This is a genomic window from Amycolatopsis azurea DSM 43854, from assembly GCF_001995215.1.
Lineage (GTDB): Bacteria > Actinomycetota > Actinomycetes > Mycobacteriales > Pseudonocardiaceae > Amycolatopsis > Amycolatopsis azurea.
Genome location: NZ_MUXN01000007.1, coordinates 104,308 through 121,468 on the forward strand (window position 1 = coordinate 104,308; position 17,161 = coordinate 121,468).

Consider the following 17,161-nt stretch of genomic DNA (forward strand, 5'->3'; position numbering starts at 1 on the left):
CGTTCTCCGCCTCCTTTTCAAGGCTCTTGGAGCTACGACGAGGAGGCGACCATGTCGGAGGGGACGTTCGGAGAGGAACGGCGCCACGAAGTTCCGGAAGAGAAGACTTATCGGGACGCGTATCAGCGCGACCGCGACCGAGTGCTCTATTCATCTGCCTTTCGGAGGCTGGCAGGGGTGGCGCAGGTCGCCGCGGTCAATGAGCAGTTGGTGCTGCACAACCGGCTCACGCACAGCCTGAAAGTCGCGCAGATGGGCCGAAGACTCGTGCAACATCTGCGCAGTCAAGGTGGTGATGCGGGCTTTCCCGATGGATCGGATCTGAACGAGGACGTCGTCGAGACGGCGGGACTCGTGCACGACATCGGGCATCCGCCGTTCGGTCACATCGCCGAAGAGGTCCTTGACCAGCGTTTGGTCCAGATCGACGGTTTGGAAGGCTTCGAGGGAAACGCGCAGTCCTTTCGGGTGGTGACGAAACTCGCCCGGCGCAAGATGGAGCACGCGGGTCTCAACCTCACCCAGGCGACACTGAACGCGATCCTCAAGTATCCGCGCCTCAAGCCGCGTGATTCGGCCAAGTCCATCGCGCTGTGGACAGATCGTGGCTATGGCGACAAGTGGGGTGCCTATCAGACGGAACGGAAGGACTTCGAGTGGGCAAGAAGGTCCAGTCAAGGCGAACGGAGATCCGCGAACGCGGTCTTGATGGATTGGGCCGATGACATCAGCTACGCGACGCATGACCTCGAGGACTACTTCCGGGCAGGTTTGATCCCGCTGCACCACTTGAAGGTCGACAAGGAGCGAATATTCGAGCACGGTGTTCGCCGCCTGAAGAAGCTCAAAGGATTCAACGAGTATCTCTTCCAAGAGCAGATCGACGTCATCGTCAAGGAGTTCGGCAGGAGCCTTGAGTCGCAGTTCTGGGAGACACGCGGGAACCGGGTCCGGATGAACAAGATCACCAGCAGTCATCTCACAAGACTTGTGGACGCGGTCCGGCTTCTCGATGAACCTCCCTACGTGGAGGTCGACCAGGACGCCCAGTACCGGGTCGCCGCGCTGAAGGAACTTACGTGGTTCTACGTGATCGACAGACCGCCGCTGGCCATCCAGCAGGAAGGACAGAAGCGGATCATCGGTTCGTTGTTCGACAGGTTGCTCCTGTGCATGGAGAAGGCGCCAAACAGTCCGAAGATCCCCATCCAACTCCGCGCGATCTACCAAGGCACCAAGCGCGACGACGAGGCTAAGGGAACCTTCGAGAAGAACAAGGAGGCGCGGTGCGCTCGGGCTGTCACCGACTACATCTGCCTGCTCACCGAGGCGCAGGCCGTCGATCTCGGCAAGCGGCTGGAGGGGCGGTCGGAGAGTTCGATGTTCGGGACCTGGTTCAACTGAACGTGGGCATGCCGAGAGGCCCGTCGCCGGTGGTGGTGGCGGGCTTCTCGGGTTCAGCGGTGGTTGCGGCGGGGGTGTTGTAGCGGGTCCAGGTACTGCGGCGGGACGAACTCAGGTCTGCCATCGGCGGCCATGCGGACTTTCCAGCCGGATTGTCCGTGGATGACCATGTGGTGGTAGCGGCAGAGCAGGCACAGGTTGGTGAGGTCGGTGTCGCCGAGTTCGCCCCACGGAAGTATGTGGTGGGCTTCGCAGTGTTTGGGTTTCCGGTGGCAGCCGGGGAAAGCGCAGCCGTGGTCGCGGAGGTTCAGGGCGCGTCGTTGTGCGGGGGTGACTGTGCGGGCGCCGCGGCCGATGTCGAGGGGTTCGCTGTCGGAGCCGAGGACGGCGGGGATGATTTTGGCGTCGCAGGCGAGCATGCGGGCGTGGCGTGCGGTGATCTGGGTGACTTCATCGACGCAGGCGGACCCGAGTCCCGTGGTGAGGGTGGTCAGCGGGATGGTGACGACGATGGTGGTGCGGTCTCCGGAGAGGGTCGGTGCTTTGTCGTTGGTCATGGCGTAGTGGATCGCGTCGAACAACGCGTCACCGTGGCGTTCGCCGGGGGTGCGGGGGTCGCGGTTGCCGTCCTCGTCGATGGGTCTTCGTTGTCCCCAGGTTTCGAACAGGGCGTTCGCGCGGGCGCCGAATTCGGGGTCGAGGAGGCCGTTGAGTCGCCACCAGCCGTCGTCGCGTTTGCGGAGGTGGACCTCGCGTGAGGGTGGTGGGAGGTCGTCGTCTTGGGGTTCGTTGCCGTCGGGGTCGAGGTGGGCCAGCAGTTCCGCGCCGATCTTGCCGATCTGGTGTGGGCCGGCGTTGCGGGCGAGGGTGACCAGGATCTGTTCCGCCCCGGACCGGTCCTCGGCGGTCGCCTCGTCCGGGATCTTCTTCAGGACCGCCAGGATCGGATCCAGCTGTTGGTGGCCGAGGTCGCCCTCGGCCGCGGCGGCCCCCGCGATGGGGGCGAAGGCGGGTGCGGGGGTGCCGTCCAGGTTCCGGCCCTCGTTCAACGCGTTCGCCCGAGCCACGGTGGCACTGGCTTCTTTGGGGCTGATCCGGGCGGTTTCGGCGAACCAGCCCGCGGTCGATCCGTGCCCGAACAGCTCCATCGGGCCCCGGGACTCGATCTCGACCAGGAACTGCCCGACCTCGGCCAACGCCTGCCGTGCCAACGACATTCGCTCGACCACGCCGTGCGCGAGCTCGCGCGCACCGGCACGCCACAGCTCGCGCGGCGGTTCGAGGATTCGTTGACTGGACACGACTCAAGAATACCAACAATCGAACAAACGTGCGAATATGAAAAGTATTCTGGGCGGGTTCAAGTGGTCAGTGCGCCACCTGGGTCTAGCAAAACTTGTTGAAGACTTCGGCGGGTTTGAGCCAACCGAGAGTTTCGCGTGGGCGGTCGTTTAGCTCGTCGGCGATGGCGTCGAGTTCTGCTTGGCTGTGACTGGAGAGGTCGGTGCCTTTGGGGAGGTATTGCCGAAGCAGGCCGTTGGTGTTCCCGTTGCTGTCACGTTGCCATGGCGCGTGTGGGTCGCAGAAGTAGGCTGGCATGTTCGTGGCGATCGTGAACTCGGCGTGTCGGTCCATTTCGCCACCTTGGTCCCAGGTTATGCTGTTCTTGAACAAGTCGGGAAGAGTGTTCATTTTCCTGGCCAAGAGGCGTGCCACGCGTTCAGCGGTGCGATCATAGGGAATTCGCACCAATATGACGTAGTGGGTTTGTCGTTCTACCAGTGTCGCGATCTGCGAAGCGCCATCTTTGCCGATGATGAGGCCGCCTTCCCGGAAGCCTGGCACCGATCGGTCGTCAGCCTCGGCGGGCGTTCGCTGATCAGCACCATGTCCTTGATCTTGCCCCGGATCACCGATGCCCGGGATCGGGGACGCCGCGCGATTTGCCGCGGCGACCATCTCTTTGCAAGCCCCCGTGCAACTTCGGCCCCCAGACGAGGATCAATCAAGAATCGACGTGGTTCGGACGTTCCCTCTGCTGGACCGCACGCCGCTCGGCCTTCAGTGGCCAATACTGGTGGCGCCCTGACCGTTTGACTCCAAGCTTGGGCGGGTTCAGGGCAGTTCGCCACCTGAGTCTGGCGGGAGTTTGTTGAAGACTTCGGCAGGTTTGAGTCAGCCCGAGGTCCCATGTGGACGGTCGACGAGTGTTCTTTCTTGACCGGCAGGCGGGTTTCAGCTTTCGGGTGCGGGATAGTCGGTTTCGGGATTCAGTGAGGCGACGGGCCGGCCGCTTTCGACTGGGGTGTAGGCGATGCCGTCAGGAGCGCTGCTCGCCGCGGCCGAGTGACCACTCGGCCAGCCGGTCTCCAACTTGGCTACTCCGGCCAGTGACAGGACGGCGCCGACCACCGCCGCGACAAGCACGCCTGCTGAGGTGATCCGACGAACCATGGACATCTCACTCTCCTTGAATTTCGTGGTGATCCGGCCGTGTCCTGTACCCAGACATCTGTCAGATACGAACCCTGGATACGGAAACCACACTGCCCGAGCCCACTGCATCGCCGCCATGAGTCTGCCCTTAAAGACAGCGGGAACTGTCCAAAGATGATCTTCGGCCGAGAGGAACTAGCCGAGACGCAGGACGGTTTCCTCGATCTCGGCATCCCGCGCCAACGCGTAGCCGGTATCGGTCCCGATGACCGTGAAGCCCGCTTTCTCCAGGACCCGAAGCGATCCGAGGTTGTCGCTGGCAGCGCGGGCATACAAGGGCCGGACCTCGATGATGTCGAGCAACAGCGCGAGTGCCTGGCTGGCGATTCCTTGCCCCCAGGCCGAACGGTCGATCCAGTAGGCTGTTTCAGCGTCGCCCTCAACGACGAAACTGCCCACGGTGCCAAGAAAACGCCCGTCGCCGGTCACCGCGCGCAGGATGATGTCCGGCGAAGACCTCAACTTCGCCACATGTGCGTCGAACGCTTCACGATCGTTGGGATCCCTGGCGATGAACGCGGCCATCCGGACCGACTCGGGGTCACGCATCTGTTCGAACAGGGCGTCGAGATCGGAGTCCTCGACCAATCGCAGCGCCACCTCTGCCACCGATGTTCTCCTCTCTTCAGCTGAGTCGCGGCGCAACATATCAGCGACATCCGACAATTCCGCCACCCCCGTGAACAGGCCTAAGGTGGCCGAGACGCCAGTCACACCCGGGAGGCACGCATGTCGTTGTTGGCCCAGCTGAACACCGCGCTCACCACCGGCGCGATCGAGGTCGTCGACCTCACCGCCCCGTTGAGCGAGAGCACGCCGATCCTCCAGTTGCCGGAGCCGTTCGCGAACACGATCCCGTTCGGCCTGGAGGAGATCAGCCGGTACGACGAACGCGGGCCGCGCTGGTACTGGAACAACATCCACACCGGCGAGCACACCGGGACCCATCTCGACGTCCCCGTGCACTGGGTGTCGGGCAAGGACGGCCACGACGTCTCCGAGGTGCCGTTGCGCACGCTGGTCGCCCCGGCCGTGGTGCTCGACGCGTCTGCCCGCGCCGCCGAGGACCCGGACTTCCTGCTGTCCGTGGAAGACATCCGCGACTGGGAGCGTGAGAACGGCTCGCTGCCCGACGGTGGTTGGCTGCTTTACCGCACGGGCTGGGACGCCCGGTCGCACGACCAGGAGGCCTTCCTCAACAACGACGAGAACGGTCCGCATACGCCGGGTGTCTCGGCGGAGTGCGCTCGCTGGCTCGCGGAGGAGGCACCGATCACCGGGTTCGGGGTGGAGACCGTGGGCACCGACGCGGGACAGGCCCTGGCCCTCGAACCGGCCTTCCCGTGCCACGAACTCCTTCTGGGCGCCGGAAAACACGGACTGACCCAGCTGCGGAACCTCGCGAGCCTGCCGCCCACCGGGGCCTTGCTGGTCGTCAGCCCGCTGCCGATCGTCGGCGGTTCCGGCAGCCCTGCCCGGGTCTACGCGCTGGTCGAGCGGGCATGAACGTCGCTGAGCTGGCCGGCCGCACGCTGGCGGAACTCGGCGTGGGCGCCGCGTTCGGGGTGGTGGGCAGCGGCAACTTCGAGGCCACCAACGGATTGCGCGCGGGCGGGGTGCGGTTCGTCGCCGCGCGGCACGAGGGCGGCGCGGCGAGCATGGCCGACGCGTACGCGCGGATGAGCGGCCGCGTCTCGGTGCTGAGCGTCCACCAAGGCTGCGGGCTGACCAACGCGCTCACCGGTATCACCGAGGCGGCCAAGAGTCGGACCCCGATGATCGTCCTGACCGGGGACACCGCGGCGTCGTCGGTGCTGTCGAACTTCCGGATCGGGCAGGACGCGCTCGCGACCGCCGTCGGCGCCGTGCCGGAGCGCGTCCACGGCGCGCCCATCGCGGTCGCCGACACCGTCCGCGCGTACCGGACGGCCGTGCAGCAACGCCGGACCGTCTTCCTCAACCTCCCGCTCGACGTCCAAGCGCAGGAAGCGCCCGAAGCGGTCCTGGTGCCGGAGATCCCCGGTCCGGCGCCGATCAGGCCGGACGTCGAGGCGGTCGCGAAACTGGCCGACCTCCTCGCCGAGGCGCGGCGGCCGGTGTTCATCGCCGGCCGCGGCGCGCGGGGGAGCGCCGCACCTCTCAAGGAACTCGCGGAGGTCTCCGGCGCGCTGCTGGCGACCTCGGCGGTGGCACACGGACTCTTCCACGACGACCCCTTCTCACTCGGGATCTCGGGCGGCTTTTCGTCACCACGAGCCGCGGACCTCATCGAGAACGCCGACCTCGTGATCGGCTGGGGCTGCGCGCTGAACATGTGGACCACCCGGCACGGCAAGCTCCTCGGCCCGGACGCCCGGCTGGTCCAGGTCGACGTCGACCAGGCCGCGCTCGGCGCGCACCGGCCGATCGCCCTCGGTGTTGTCGGCGACGTCACCAGCACCGCGAGAGACGTCCACGCAGAACTCGGCAGGCGCGGCCACCACGCGAGCCGCGAAGCCGTCACGAGCACACGGTGGAACGACGTCCCGTATAACGATCTATCCGGCGGCGGAAGGATCGATCCGCGCACGCTCAGCCGACGTCTCGACGAGATCCTGCCCGCCGAACGCGTGCTCTCGATCGACTCCGGCAACTTCATGGGCTACCCGAGCGCGTATCTGTCCGTCCCGGACGAGAACGGTTTCTGCTTCACGCAGGCGTTCCAGAGCATCGGCCTCGGTCTCGGGACGGCGATCGGCGCGGCGCTGGCGCGGCCGGAGCGGCTGCCGGTGCTCGGCGTCGGTGACGGCGGTTTCCACATGGCGGTTTCCGAGCTGGAAACCGCCGTAAGACTGCGGATCCCGCTAGTCGTCATCGTCTACAACGACGCCGCGTACGGCGCCGAGATCCACCACTTCGGTGACGCCGACATGACGACCGTCCGGTTCCCCGACACCGACGTCGCCGCGATCGGCCGCGGGTTCGGCTGCGATGGCGTCACCGTGCGGTCGGTCGAGGATCTGGCCGCCGTCACGGAATGGCTCGGCGGGCCACGGGACGCGCCGCTCGTCGTCGACGCCAAGATCGCCGACGACGGCGGCTCGTGGTGGCTCGCCGAAGCCTTTCGCCACTAAACCTAAACGCCCCAGTCCGGCCGTAGCGGCATGCCCGCGTCACCGTCCGGGCCGACCTTCACCCCGAGCACCTGGTGCAGTTCGATCTCCCGCCGTTCGAAGGCCAGACGGCACGCGGCCATGTACAGCGCCCAGACCCGGCTCCGCCCGGCGCCCGCTTCGGCGACGGCCTCGTCCCAGTTCGCGTCGAGGTTGGCGCACCACGCGCCGAGGGTGGTGGCGTAGTGCTCGCGGAGGTTCTCCGAGTGCCGCACTTCCAGGCCGCTGTCGTGCATCGCGGTGGCGATCTCGCCGACGGATTCCAGTTCGCCGTCGGGGAAGACGTACCGGTCGATGAACCCGCGCGAACGGTGCGCCACCGAGGTGTCCGGGTTGGTGATGCAGTGGTTCAGCAAGCGCCCGTACGGCTTCAGTTTCCCGGCGAGGAAACGGAAGTACGACGGCAGGTTCCGCGCGCCGATGTGCTCGGTGAGTCCGATCGACGACACCGCGTCGAAGTCCGTTTCGGTGACGTCGCGGTAGTCGAGGTGCCGCACTTCGGCGCGGTCCGCGAGACCCTTGGTCACGATGTCCTTCTGTGCCCACTGGGCCTGCTCGCGCGAAAGGGTGACACCCAGCGCTTCGACGCCGTAGTGCGAGACGGCGTGCTTCACCATCCCACCCCAGCCGCAGCCGACGTCCAGCAACCGCATCCCGGGCCGCAGGCCGAGCTTCCGGCACACCAGGTCGAATTTGTGCGCCTGTGCCTCCTCCAACGAGGACTCGGCGGACGGGTACGCGGCACAGGTGTAGGCCATCGACGGGCCGAGCACCAGTTCGTAGAACCGGTTCGAGACGTCGTAATGGTTCGAGATCGCGTTGCTGTCCCGCGCTTTCGAATGCCGCAAACCGTCGACGGTGCGCTTGAGCCTGTTCGGCAGTTCCTCGGCGGGCGGGGCGACCCGGCGCAGGTGCGTGGGGCCGAGTTTGCGCAGCAGCCACACCCGGTCCGCGGCGCTGAGCTGATCGACCTGGGCCACGAGGGCGCGCAACGCCGAGTAGAGATCACCGTCCACGTCCAGCGCGCCCGCGACGTAAGCGCGGGCGAGTCCCAGGTCGCCCGGGGATGACATCAGGTAAGTCAGCGCCAGCGGTGACCGCACCTGGATCGACACCGGCGCGTCCGCCGGGCCGCTCGTGCTGCCGTCGTAGGCGGTGATGGACACTTCGGCACTCGGGCCGAGCAACCGCTCGAAGATCTTCCCGACGGTCGTCGTCTCAGCCATGTTCGTCTCTCTTCCCCGCCCGGGTCACCGCCGCCGCACGCATTTCGCGTACAGGTCGAGGAGTCGGCCGTCCGGGTCGTAGGCCGTCTTCAGTTTCCGGTAGGCGTCGCCGTTGTACAGCCGCCAGAACTCTTCTTCCGTATAGAAACTGTCGGAGTACAGCGACTTCCGCCCGCCGAGTCGCGTCACTTCGGCCTCGATCAGCCGATTGTGCGTATCCGGGGCCTCGCCCGGGTCCAGCGGGACCGCGGACCAGAAGCCGAAGTTGACGTACAGCGTTTCGGGGTCCATTTCGTACAGCGGCGAGTTCACCCCGCCCGGCCGCTGCATCAACGGACAGATCCACACCGGGCTGATCGGGATCTCCCGGCGGAAGAAGTCCAGGAACTCCGCGGCCCGCGACAGCGGCACCTCGATGTCCTGCACGACGGTCTCTTCGGGAGGGAGCCCGCGCAGCTTGAGGAGCTTCGCGGCGATCCCGAACCGGCGGTCCAGCGCCACCAGCTTCCAGTAGACCGACGACCGCAGCAGTTTCCTGCCCAGCAGGAGCCGGGGGAGCCTGCTCTGGACGCCGAACGCGCGTGAACACCAGAACCAGTCCGTGTCCCAGCGCCATAGGTAGTCCCGGACGCCGAGATGGTCGGTCTCGCGTTCGCGGATCGACTTGTAGTAGATGTCGAGCCAGGTGTAGTCGCTGGTCGAGGGCGCCGACGAGGTGAACGTGCCCAGCGTCAGGTACTGCTCGCCCGGCCCGAAGACCGTTCCGTCCACGAAATCGGCCGACCCGTTCCGGCAGGCCTCGCCGAGTGCCGCGAAGTACTCCGCGGTGTCGTCGTACCTGACGTGGTCGAGCCGCACGTACGGTTTGACCGGCTCCAGCTCGATCTTCAGCCGCAGCGCGTAGCCGAGCGTCCCGTACGAGTTCGGGAAGCCGTGGAACAGGTCGCTGTGTTCGTTGTCCGGCCGCGCGACGACGATCCGGCCGTCGCCGGTGAGCAATTCCATCTCCAGCACCGACTCGTGCACGAGGCCGTTGCGGAAGGACGACGACTCGATGCCGAGGCCGGTGACCGCGCCGCCGAGCGTGATCGTCTTGAGCTGCGGCACGACCATCGGCATCAACCCGTGGGGCAGGGTCGCGTCCACCAGTCGCTCGTAGGTGACCATGCCCTCGACGTCGGCCGTGCGCGCCAAGGGATCGACGTCGAGCACGTGTGTGAATCCCGAGACGTCCAGACCAGGTGTGCTGGTCGCCGTCCGGGCCCGGAACAGGTTCGACGTCCGCTTCGCGAGCCGGATCGTCCCGTGGAGATCCGCGAGCTGAGCCCTGAGTGTCTCCGCGCGCGATTCGTGTTCGGCGAACCGGACCAGCCGCGCCGTCTCCCGGATCCCGCTGTCGCCGCTAGCCATTCCTGATCGCCATCAGCTCATCGTGCCCCACGGAACCGCCTGGCGCAGCCCTTGATTTTTCTACCTGAGACGCTGCAGCGGGACGGCGTTCGCCATGACGGTGAAACCCTTGTCGCCCGGGTGGAGGTGATCGCCGGAGTCGTACTCCGGTTTCATCCGCTGCGGGTCGGCGGGATCGCGGATCACCGCGTCGAAGTCGATGTAGCCGTCGAAAAGCCTGCTGGTGCGGATGAACCGGTTGACCGCCTGCCGGGTCTCTTCGAGCTGGGGCGTGTACGAACCCCAGCCCTTCCACGGGGTGATCGTCGCGCCGAGCACCCGCAGACCGCGATCGTGCGCCCGTCCGGCGATCTGCTTCAGCGCCGAGATGATCTTGTTCGGATCGGCCTGGTGCGGCGTCTGCTGGATGTCGTTGATGCCCTCGAACACGATCGCCGTCCGCGCGCCGGACTGGCTCAGCACGTCCCGGTCGAGCCGGGCCAGCGCGTTGACCCCGTAGTTGCCGCCGTCGAGCAGCAGCCGGTTCCCGCTGATCCCGGCGTTCAGCACGCCCATGCGCGCGCTGATCTTGTCGGCGAGCTGATCGGGCCAGCGCAGGTTCGCGCCCCAGGTCGAGTTCGCGCCGTCGGTGATCGAGTCGCCGATCGCCACGACACTGCCCTGCAGGCCCGCGCCGCGGACGTCCACTCCGGACACGTAGTGCCAGACCGCGGTCTTCTCCGGGAACGCCGCCGCGGATTCGTCGGCCGCCTTGTCGCCGTTCCGGGTGAAGTACGAGTTCTGCATGGCCAGCGGGTGGTAGGTGACGGGACCGGACGGTGTCGGCGTGTACGTGGTCACCAGGAGGTCGCCGTCCCTCGGCACGCTCAGTGCCGTGCCGTCGCTGAGGATGTCGGCGCCCGGCGGCACGGTGACCTCACGGTCGCCGCCGAAGGTCAGCGTGCGCATCGTGCCGGGGACCGCCTGCGGCGTGTCCGGGCCGGCGGCGACCGCGACGGTCACCTTGCCGAACAGGACCGGCGTCCGGCCGAAGGCGTTCGACAGTCGCACGCGCACCTCGTACCCGCCGGCGCTGGTGTGCACGATGTTGCGGATCGAGAAGTTCGGATAACCGTTCTCGGTCCCGGCCACCCCGGCCGCGGGCGCCGCCGACCAGGTTCCCACCCAGCCGTTCGCGGCCGTGCTCTCCACTTGAGCCTGGTGCGCCGGGGCCGCCGCGGCGACTCCGGGGACGACGCCCAGCAGCAGGATCCCCGCCACCGCGAGTTGCTTCACGCGCATGTGTTCCGCCTCCACCCAGTCGGCTCCACTCATCGTCAGTGAATCACCGACAGATGGTCAATGCGCACGACAGGACAGGTTTCTGTCGGTGGGGGCGCTTAGGCTGAATGCCATGAAGAGCGCGTCTCGGTTCCTCGGGATTTCCGCTGCCGGTATCGGGCGGGCCTCCTACCGTGGGCGGAGACGGGTGCCGTCCGCCGCACGATGACGCGCCTCCCGGCAGTTCCTAGTCTTAAGGCGTGCTGAAGAGCTTGCGGGACCGGTTCCGGGCACGGGTACAGGTCAGCCTCACCCGGGCCGGACTGAGCCTGCCCTGGTGGGGAGCGTTGTGCGCCAGCGCGGTGAGCTTCATGTTCACCGCGGTGGCGCTGGTGCAGCGCGACGCCCTGCTGCCGCCCGAGCCGATCGCGCTCGCCGGGCTGATCGTGATCGCGCCGTCGGTGATCTGGGTGGCCACCGACTGGATCATGCCGTGGGTGCGGATGACGGCGCTGATCACCGCCACGTCGGTCCTGCTCATCGAGCCGGTCCTCCCGGACTTCGCGCCGTTGCTGCTCCTGGTCGCGGCCACCGAAGCGGGCAGTGTCCTGCGGACGACGTGGGGGATCGCGATCGTCACCGTCGCGGGTGAACTGGTCCTGGTCGTGGCGGGGATCTGGGGTGGGCTGATCGGCGGGCCCGTGTACATGGTCGCGATCCTGCTCGGCCTCAGCGGCGGGCTCATGGTCCGCTGGTACACCAGGGTGCTGGACGCCGAACGCGACAACCGTGACGCCTCCCGCGACAAGGCCCTGCTCGCCGAACGTCAGCGGATCGCGCGTGAGGTGCACGACGTCGTCGGTCATTCGCTCAGCATCACTTTGCTGCACCTGACCGGCGCGCGGCGCGCGCTGCAGCAGGACCGCGACGTCGACGAGGCGATCGAAGCGCTCACCGAGGCCGAGCAGGTGGGACGCGCCGCGATGGCCGACATCCGCCGCACGGTCGGCCTGCTCGCCGACACCCCGTCGGGCAGCGCGCCGCTACCGGGGGTCGAGGACATCGAGACGCTGGTGGAACGCACGCGGGTCGCCGGACTGGCGGTGCGCTATACACAGGAAGGCGACCTCGGCCGGGTAGGCGCCTCGGAAGGATTGGGTCTCTACCGGATCGTGCAGGAATCACTGGTCAACGTCGTCAAACACGCCCCCGGCGCGAACGCGGAGGTCCGGCTGAACGCCGGCCGGTCGGACGTGAAGCTCATCGTCAGCAACACCCTCGCCGGCACCGCCCGGGGCACGGCCGAGGACGGCTCGGGACTGGCCGGGATGGCCGTCCGTGCGGCGCAGCTCGGTGCCGATCTCAGCGCCGGGCCCCAAGGAAGGCAGTGGATCGTGCAGGTCACCGTGCCGGGGGCCAAGTCATGACCGCCACCGAGATCCAGGTGCTGCTGGTCGACGATCAGGAGCTGGTCCGCTCCGGGCTGCGGCGCATCCTGCGGCGCCGCGACGGATTCGTCATCGCGGGGGAATGCGGCGACGGGTCGGAAGTGCCCGCCGCGCTGGCCGCGCACGAGGTCGACGTCATCGTGATGGACCTGCGGATGAAGAACGTCGGCGGGGTCGAGGCGACCAGGCGGCTGCGGCGGTCGTCCGGCCATCCGCCGGTGCTCGCGCTGACCACTTTCGACGACGACAACCTGCTGGCCGACGCGTTGCGGGCGGGTGCGGCGGGCTACGTCCTCAAGGATTCCCCCGCCGAAGACCTGATCCGCGCCGTGCGGGCGGTCGCCGGGGGCGACGCCTGGCTCGACCCGGGGGTCACCGGCCGGGTGCTCGCCGCCTACCGGCAGGCCGCCGGGAATGGCAGCGGCGGACGTTCACCCGAACTGCTGACACCCAGGGAACAGGACGTGCTCCGCGCGATCGGCCGCGGACTGACCAACGCCGAGATCGCCGCGGCACTCGTCATCTCGGAGGTGACCGTGAAAAGCCATATCGGCCGGATCTTCACCAAACTCCAGCTGCGGGACAGGGCGGCGGCGATCGTCTACGCGTTCGACAACGGGATCGTGGTGCCGGGCTGATGATCGACGATGGGGGGATCGTGTCCGAGGCGCGCCTTCGGTTCGAGGTGCTCGGCCCGTTGCGGGCCTGGCACGGGGAGAAACGGCTGGACCTCGGTCCGGTCCGGCAGCAGGCCGTGCTGGCCGCGCTGCTGCTGCGCCCGGACGTGACCGTCAGCCATTACGAACTCACCGACGGGCTTTGGGAGAAGCCGCCGGAGTCGAATGTGCTGCCGGTGTACGTCCGGCGGCTTCGGCAATGCCTGGACACCTCCGGGGAGAAGCCCCGTGACTCGGTGATCGTGTCCGACCGCGGTGGCTACCGGTTCGCCAGCGGCGGGGTGCGGCTGGACGTGGCGAGGCTGGAAGAGGTCGCGGACGTCGCGTCGGCCGCCGAGGACGCGGGAGATCTCGTCGCCGCGGTGAACACCTTCGCCGACGCGCTCCGGCTGTTCCACGGCGAGCCGCTGACAGGCCTGCCCGGCGCGTTCGTCCAGGGCGAGCGGCGACGGCTGGAGGAGCGCAGGCTGCTGTTGCTGAGCCGAAAACTGCGGGCCCAGCTGAAACTCGGCCGGTTCGACGAGGTGATCGGCGAGCTTTCGGCGCTGGTGGCGGCCGATCCGCCGAGCGAGCCGCTGGCGGCGTTGCTGATGCGCGCGCTCTACGGCGGCGGGCGCCAGGCGGAGGCGCTGGAGGTGTTCACCGAGGTTCGCGAGCGGCTGATCGACCAACTCGGCGTCGAGCCGGGCGAGGAACTGCGGCAGGTACAGGAAGCGGTGCTGCGCGGGGACGACGCGCAGCTCGGCGTCACGCAGCGCCGGGAGACACCGCGCCGGATCCGGAACGAGCTGCCCGCCACCAGTGGTGAGCTCGTCGGCCGGGACCGGGAACTCGCGGTGCTCGTCGAGGAAGGCGATCCGGAGGCGGTCTCGGTCGACGCCGTCGACGGCGTTCCCGGTGCCGGGAAGACCACGCTCGCGGTGCGTGCGGCGCATCGGCTCCGTGAGTCCTATCCGGACGGTGCGTTGTTCGTGGATCTGCACGGCTACACCGAAGGCCGTGAGCCGGTGACACCGGAGCGCGCGTTGCGGCGGTTGCTGCGCGCGGTCGGGGTGGAAGACGGTGTGATGCCGGACGATCTCGACGAACTGGCCGCGTCGTGGCGGGCGGCGACCGCGAACCTGCGGTTGCTGCTGGTGCTGGACAACGCCGAGTCCGCCGGGCAGGTGCGGCCGCTGCTGCCGTCCGGGCCGGGCAGCCGCGTGCTGGTGACCAGCCGCCGTCGTCTGTCCGGTTTGGACGCCGACCGTCGCGTTTCCCTTGGCGCGCTGGGCCTCGAAGAGGCGGAACGCCTGCTCGGCCGGATCGTGGGCGCGCCGAGGGCCGAGGGTGAACGGTTCGCCGTCCGCGCGCTCGCCGGGCTGTGCGGGCGGCTGCCGCTCGCGCTGCGGATCGCGGGCGCCCGGTTGCAGAACCGTCCGATGTGGACGTTTAAGGATCTGGTGGACCGGATGTCGGACGACGAGCGGCGGCTCGGCGAACTGACCGCCGAGGATCGCAGTGTCGAGGTGGCGCTGCGCCTTTCGTACGAGCAGCTGCGGCCCGCCGAGCAGGACGCATTCAGCGTGCTTGGCCTGTCGCCGACGCCCGAATTCGACAACCTCTCGGTCGCCGCCCTGCTGGCCTGTTCGCCCGCCGAAGCCGAGCGACGGCTGGAAAGTCTCGTCGACGCGAGCCTCGTCCAGGAACCGGCGAGCGGCCGCTACCGGCTGCACGATCTGGTGGCGGTCTACGCCAGACGGCTCGCCGGGGACATGCCCGAGGACGTCGTCGAGGCGGCGCGGGAACGGGTGTACGGGCTGTACGTCAGTGCCGCCCGTCAGGCGAGCGAATGGGGCGTCGCGCGGTTCCCGGTCGAGACCGGGCGAGGGCTGTTCACCGGGCAACGTGATGCTTCCGCCTGGCTGGACGCCGCCGGTGACCTGCCCGACGTGGTCACCCAGGCGGCCGAAGCCGGGCTGGACGATCTCGCGTGCTCGATCGCCGAGGGGCTGGTCGACTATCTCGCACGTCAGCAGCGGTACCACGAATGCCGGACGGCTCTCCAGGTCGCGCTGCCGCTGGCCGAACGGGCCGAGGACGAACGCCTGATCTCGTCGCTGCGGTTCTGCCTCGGCTACGCCTACGCCATGCAAGGGCAGCTGGACCGGGCGAGAGGTTGGTTCGACGACGCGCTCCGGGCGGGCCAGGCCTCCGGCGACCGCGGGGTGGAGGCGCGGGCGCTGGGCGGGCTCACCATGGCGGACCTGATCGAAGGGCATCACGAACGCGCGATCCCCGGCATGGAGCGGGTGATAGCCATGGCGGAGGAGGTCGGGGACAGGTGGATCGCCGAACGGGCGATGTCCGCGCTCGGCTATCTCGCCTACCTGCGGGGCGAACACGAGGACGCGCTCGCCCACCTCGGCCGCGCCCGCGAGCTGAGCGAGGAGATCGGCAGTCCCGGGATGCTGGCGAGGGTGCTGTGCCACAGCGGCACCGTCCGGCTCGAGATCGGCAGGTTCGCCGAGGCCGCGCTGGACCTCCGGCGGTCCGTCGAGCTCGCGGAGGAGACCACGGACGGTCTGCTGATCGCGACCGGCCTGGCCAGGCTCGGCGCCGCGGAACTGGAACTCGGCAATCTCGGCGCGGCGTTCGAACTCCAGCGGCGGGCGCTCACGGCGGTCACCGAGGAGACCATCGTCGGGATGGAGTCCGAGATCCGCAACCGGCTCGGCCGCACCCATCTCGCCGCGGGCGAACCGATGGCCGCGCGGGAGCATTTCGAATGGGTGCTCACCACCCTCGGACCCGACGGTGATCCCCTGCAGCGCACCCTCGCCCTGGAAGGCCTGGACCTCACCAGACAGTCGGCACGCCGGCGTTGATGATCGTGAAGCGGTGTCCCGTCATATCCCGGCGCCAGCGCGCGAAGTAGGCGTCGGCGGCGTCGGCGAGGTGCGTCCCGGTGCGGACTTCGTGGACGACGTACGCCCACTCCGCGGCGTCGCAGAGCACCAGCTCCCTGGGCGCGCCGCGCTTGCGGAGCACGGACGAGCAGAGGGCACCGCGCCTGCCGACACTGCCGTCGTCAAGGCAGCGACGGAGGTCTTCGACGGCGTGGGCGGCCGTGTCGAACAGCGTCCACCGGTACTTGGGCGCCGGGCGGCCGTCCTCCCACGGGGTGAAGAACGCGGCCCAGCTCCACCCCGGTCCGACCGCCCCGTCCCGTTCCCCGGGACTCGGCGCGTCGTCCCTGGGCGTCACCATGTTGTACGGGGTCCGGCCGGCCGGGCTCATGCACGTCTCCTCGGGGATTTCCGGTCCGCCGGTGCGGATCCGTGCCGGGAACCGTAGGTCGGAGCCATGAAATCCCGATGAAACGGACCCGGCGGTGCCGGAACGCGCTGGGTCGGGCGGATCGTGAGTGGCGATTCGGGTTCTAACCCGAATCGCCACTCACGACCAACTCGCCCCACCGCTCGTCGCCGCCTGGCCTGCCTACATGCGGTAAATGAAGGCCTCCTTCACTGCGTTTAGCGCAAGGATGGGGGCCTTCATGTAGTCGGCAGGGGGTGAAGGCCTCCTTCGCTACCTTCAGGGTAGGGAAGGAGGCCTTCACGGACCGGACCTGTCAACAACAGCAGCCAGAGGCCAGTAGGTACTTAGACACCCTTGCCTCTAATCCAAACGCCACTCACAAGACCTAAAACGAGGCCTCACTGCGGCGTGATGTGTTGGACGGCACGGGTGATCCGATGGACGACACACGTGACTGGATGGACGACACGCTCGTGGCCGGGCTCCAGACGCGAGTCGTCCGTCTGGACACACGTGTCGTCCATCCAGTCACGCGTGTCGTCCCTCCAAGCACACGAAACCGCCCGACCGTAAGTATCTAGGACCCGGTTAGCCCTAACTCGAATCGCCACTCACGATCCACGCGTCCACTGGACCCTCTGCGGGGTCCGGGAAACGTCGGCGTTGTGAAAGCCACTTTCGCAACGTTGAAGGTTGCGAAAGTGGCTTTCGCAACCTGAGCTGGGTTGGTCTTGATCAACGGCGTCGAGGTGGTCGTGAGCGGGAAGTGTCGTTAGAACGCGACTTAC

The 17,161-nt window shown here is 67.9% G+C and carries 14 protein-coding genes; 6 read left to right on the forward strand and 8 right to left on the reverse strand.

Going from position 1 to position 17,161, the window contains the following annotated elements:
• The first annotated feature begins 51 nt into the window (after positions 1 to 51).
• Complete coding sequence (locus B0293_RS11310; RefSeq protein ID WP_063936625.1) at positions 52 to 1,404, forward strand: deoxyguanosinetriphosphate triphosphohydrolase family protein; 1,353 nt, start codon at positions 52 to 54, stop codon at positions 1,402 to 1,404.
• 53 nt (positions 1,405 to 1,457) lie between these two features.
• On the opposite strand, the gene B0293_RS11315 is transcribed toward B0293_RS11310, so the two are convergent.
• From B0293_RS11315 to B0293_RS11330, 4 genes are all read right to left on the reverse strand, one after another.
• Positions 1,458 to 2,705: an HNH endonuclease signature motif containing protein gene (locus B0293_RS11315; protein ID WP_005153636.1), complete on the reverse strand. Its 1,248-nt coding sequence runs from the start codon at positions 2,703 to 2,705 to the stop codon at positions 1,458 to 1,460.
• 85 nt (positions 2,706 to 2,790) lie between these two features.
• Entirely contained in the window at positions 2,791 to 3,363 is a 573-nt protein-coding gene (locus B0293_RS11320) for an IS30 family transposase (RefSeq protein WP_407640098.1), read from the reverse strand.
• A 276-nt stretch (positions 3,364 to 3,639) separates the two neighbouring features.
• Positions 3,640 to 3,864 (reverse strand): hypothetical protein, encoded by a 225-nt coding sequence (locus B0293_RS11325; protein ID WP_039916319.1) that lies wholly within the window; start codon positions 3,862 to 3,864, stop codon positions 3,640 to 3,642.
• A 171-nt stretch (positions 3,865 to 4,035) separates the two neighbouring features.
• Positions 4,036 to 4,509 (reverse strand): GNAT family N-acetyltransferase, encoded by a 474-nt coding sequence (locus tag B0293_RS11330; protein ID WP_005153642.1) that lies wholly within the window; start codon positions 4,507 to 4,509, stop codon positions 4,036 to 4,038.
• Between the two features lie 120 nt (positions 4,510 to 4,629).
• On the opposite strand from B0293_RS11330, the gene B0293_RS11335 reads away from it, so the two are divergent.
• Entirely contained in the window at positions 4,630 to 5,406 is a 777-nt protein-coding gene (locus B0293_RS11335) for a cyclase family protein (protein ID WP_005153644.1), read from the forward strand.
• The gene (locus tag B0293_RS11340) at positions 5,403 to 7,013 is read left to right on the forward strand and encodes a thiamine pyrophosphate-binding protein (RefSeq protein WP_005153646.1); all 1,611 of its coding nucleotides are present in this window, start codon (positions 5,403 to 5,405) and stop codon (positions 7,011 to 7,013) included. Before B0293_RS11335 ends, B0293_RS11340 begins: the two co-directional genes overlap by 4 nt.
• A 2-nt stretch (positions 7,014 to 7,015) precedes the next feature.
• Here the strand turns inward: B0293_RS11340 and B0293_RS11345 are convergent, their stop codons facing one another.
• From B0293_RS11345 to B0293_RS11355, 3 genes are read right to left on the reverse strand one after another with little or no spacing between them, the layout of a single operon-like run.
• Entirely contained in the window at positions 7,016 to 8,278 is a 1,263-nt protein-coding gene (locus B0293_RS11345; protein WP_005153647.1) for a class I SAM-dependent methyltransferase, read from the reverse strand.
• Positions 8,279 to 8,302: 24 nt separating this feature from the next.
• Positions 8,303 to 9,688, reverse strand: a complete 1,386-nt coding sequence (locus B0293_RS11350; protein ID WP_005153649.1) for an FAD-binding oxidoreductase — start codon at positions 9,686 to 9,688, stop codon at positions 8,303 to 8,305.
• 60 nt (positions 9,689 to 9,748) lie between these two features.
• A complete protein-coding gene (locus B0293_RS11355) occupies positions 9,749 to 10,969 on the reverse strand; it encodes an SGNH/GDSL hydrolase family protein (protein ID WP_039916354.1) in 1,221 nt (406 codons plus the stop codon).
• 239 nt (positions 10,970 to 11,208) lie between these two features.
• On the opposite strand from B0293_RS11355, the gene B0293_RS11360 reads away from it, so the two are divergent.
• From B0293_RS11360 to B0293_RS11370, 3 genes are read left to right on the forward strand one after another with little or no spacing between them, the layout of a single operon-like run.
• Positions 11,209 to 12,375 carry a sensor histidine kinase gene (locus B0293_RS11360; RefSeq protein WP_005153654.1) on the forward strand — a complete coding sequence of 389 codons (1,167 nt, stop codon included), beginning with the start codon at positions 11,209 to 11,211 and terminating at the stop codon, positions 12,373 to 12,375.
• A complete protein-coding gene (locus tag B0293_RS11365; protein WP_039916322.1) occupies positions 12,372 to 13,034 on the forward strand; it encodes a response regulator transcription factor in 663 nt (220 codons plus the stop codon). Before B0293_RS11360 ends, B0293_RS11365 begins: the two co-directional genes overlap by 4 nt.
• On the forward strand, positions 13,034 to 15,940 hold the full coding sequence (locus tag B0293_RS11370; RefSeq protein ID WP_005153659.1) for an AfsR/SARP family transcriptional regulator: 2,907 nt from the start codon (positions 13,034 to 13,036) through the stop codon (positions 15,938 to 15,940). The genes B0293_RS11365 and B0293_RS11370 overlap by 1 nt, the downstream gene beginning before the upstream one ends.
• On the opposite strand, the gene B0293_RS11375 is transcribed toward B0293_RS11370, so the two are convergent.
• Positions 15,912 to 16,352, reverse strand: a complete 441-nt coding sequence (locus B0293_RS11375) for a hypothetical protein (RefSeq protein ID WP_005153665.1) — start codon at positions 16,350 to 16,352, stop codon at positions 15,912 to 15,914. The genes B0293_RS11370 and B0293_RS11375 overlap by 29 nt on opposite strands.
• Between the last annotated feature and the right edge of the window lie 809 nt (positions 16,353 to 17,161).

What these genes read in the sequence shown, in the direction of transcription:
- B0293_RS11340 (WP_005153646.1), top strand. Translation starts at nt 5,403, where the DNA reads ATGAACGTCGCTGAGCTGGCCGGCCGCACGCTGGCGGAACTCGGCGTG.
- B0293_RS11345 (WP_005153647.1), bottom strand. Translation starts at nt 8,278, where the DNA reads ATGGCTGAGACGACGACCGTCGGGAAGATCTTCGAGCGGTTGCTCGGC.
- B0293_RS11310 (WP_063936625.1), top strand. Translation starts at nt 52, where the DNA reads ATGTCGGAGGGGACGTTCGGAGAGGAACGGCGCCACGAAGTTCCGGAA.
- B0293_RS11320 (WP_407640098.1), bottom strand. Translation starts at nt 3,363, where the DNA reads ATGGTCGCCGCGGCAAATCGCGCGGCGTCCCCGATCCCGGGCATCGGT.
- B0293_RS11325 (WP_039916319.1), bottom strand. Translation starts at nt 3,864, where the DNA reads ATGTCCATGGTTCGTCGGATCACCTCAGCAGGCGTGCTTGTCGCGGCG.
- B0293_RS11335 (WP_005153644.1), top strand. Translation starts at nt 4,630, where the DNA reads ATGTCGTTGTTGGCCCAGCTGAACACCGCGCTCACCACCGGCGCGATC.
- B0293_RS11350 (WP_005153649.1), bottom strand. Translation starts at nt 9,688, where the DNA reads ATGGCTAGCGGCGACAGCGGGATCCGGGAGACGGCGCGGCTGGTCCGG.
- B0293_RS11365 (WP_039916322.1), top strand. Translation starts at nt 12,372, where the DNA reads ATGACCGCCACCGAGATCCAGGTGCTGCTGGTCGACGATCAGGAGCTG.
- B0293_RS11355 (WP_039916354.1), bottom strand. Translation starts at nt 10,969, where the DNA reads ATGCGCGTGAAGCAACTCGCGGTGGCGGGGATCCTGCTGCTGGGCGTC.
- B0293_RS11375 (WP_005153665.1), bottom strand. Translation starts at nt 16,352, where the DNA reads ATGAGCCCGGCCGGCCGGACCCCGTACAACATGGTGACGCCCAGGGAC.
- B0293_RS11370 (WP_005153659.1), top strand. Translation starts at nt 13,034, where the DNA reads ATGATCGACGATGGGGGGATCGTGTCCGAGGCGCGCCTTCGGTTCGAG.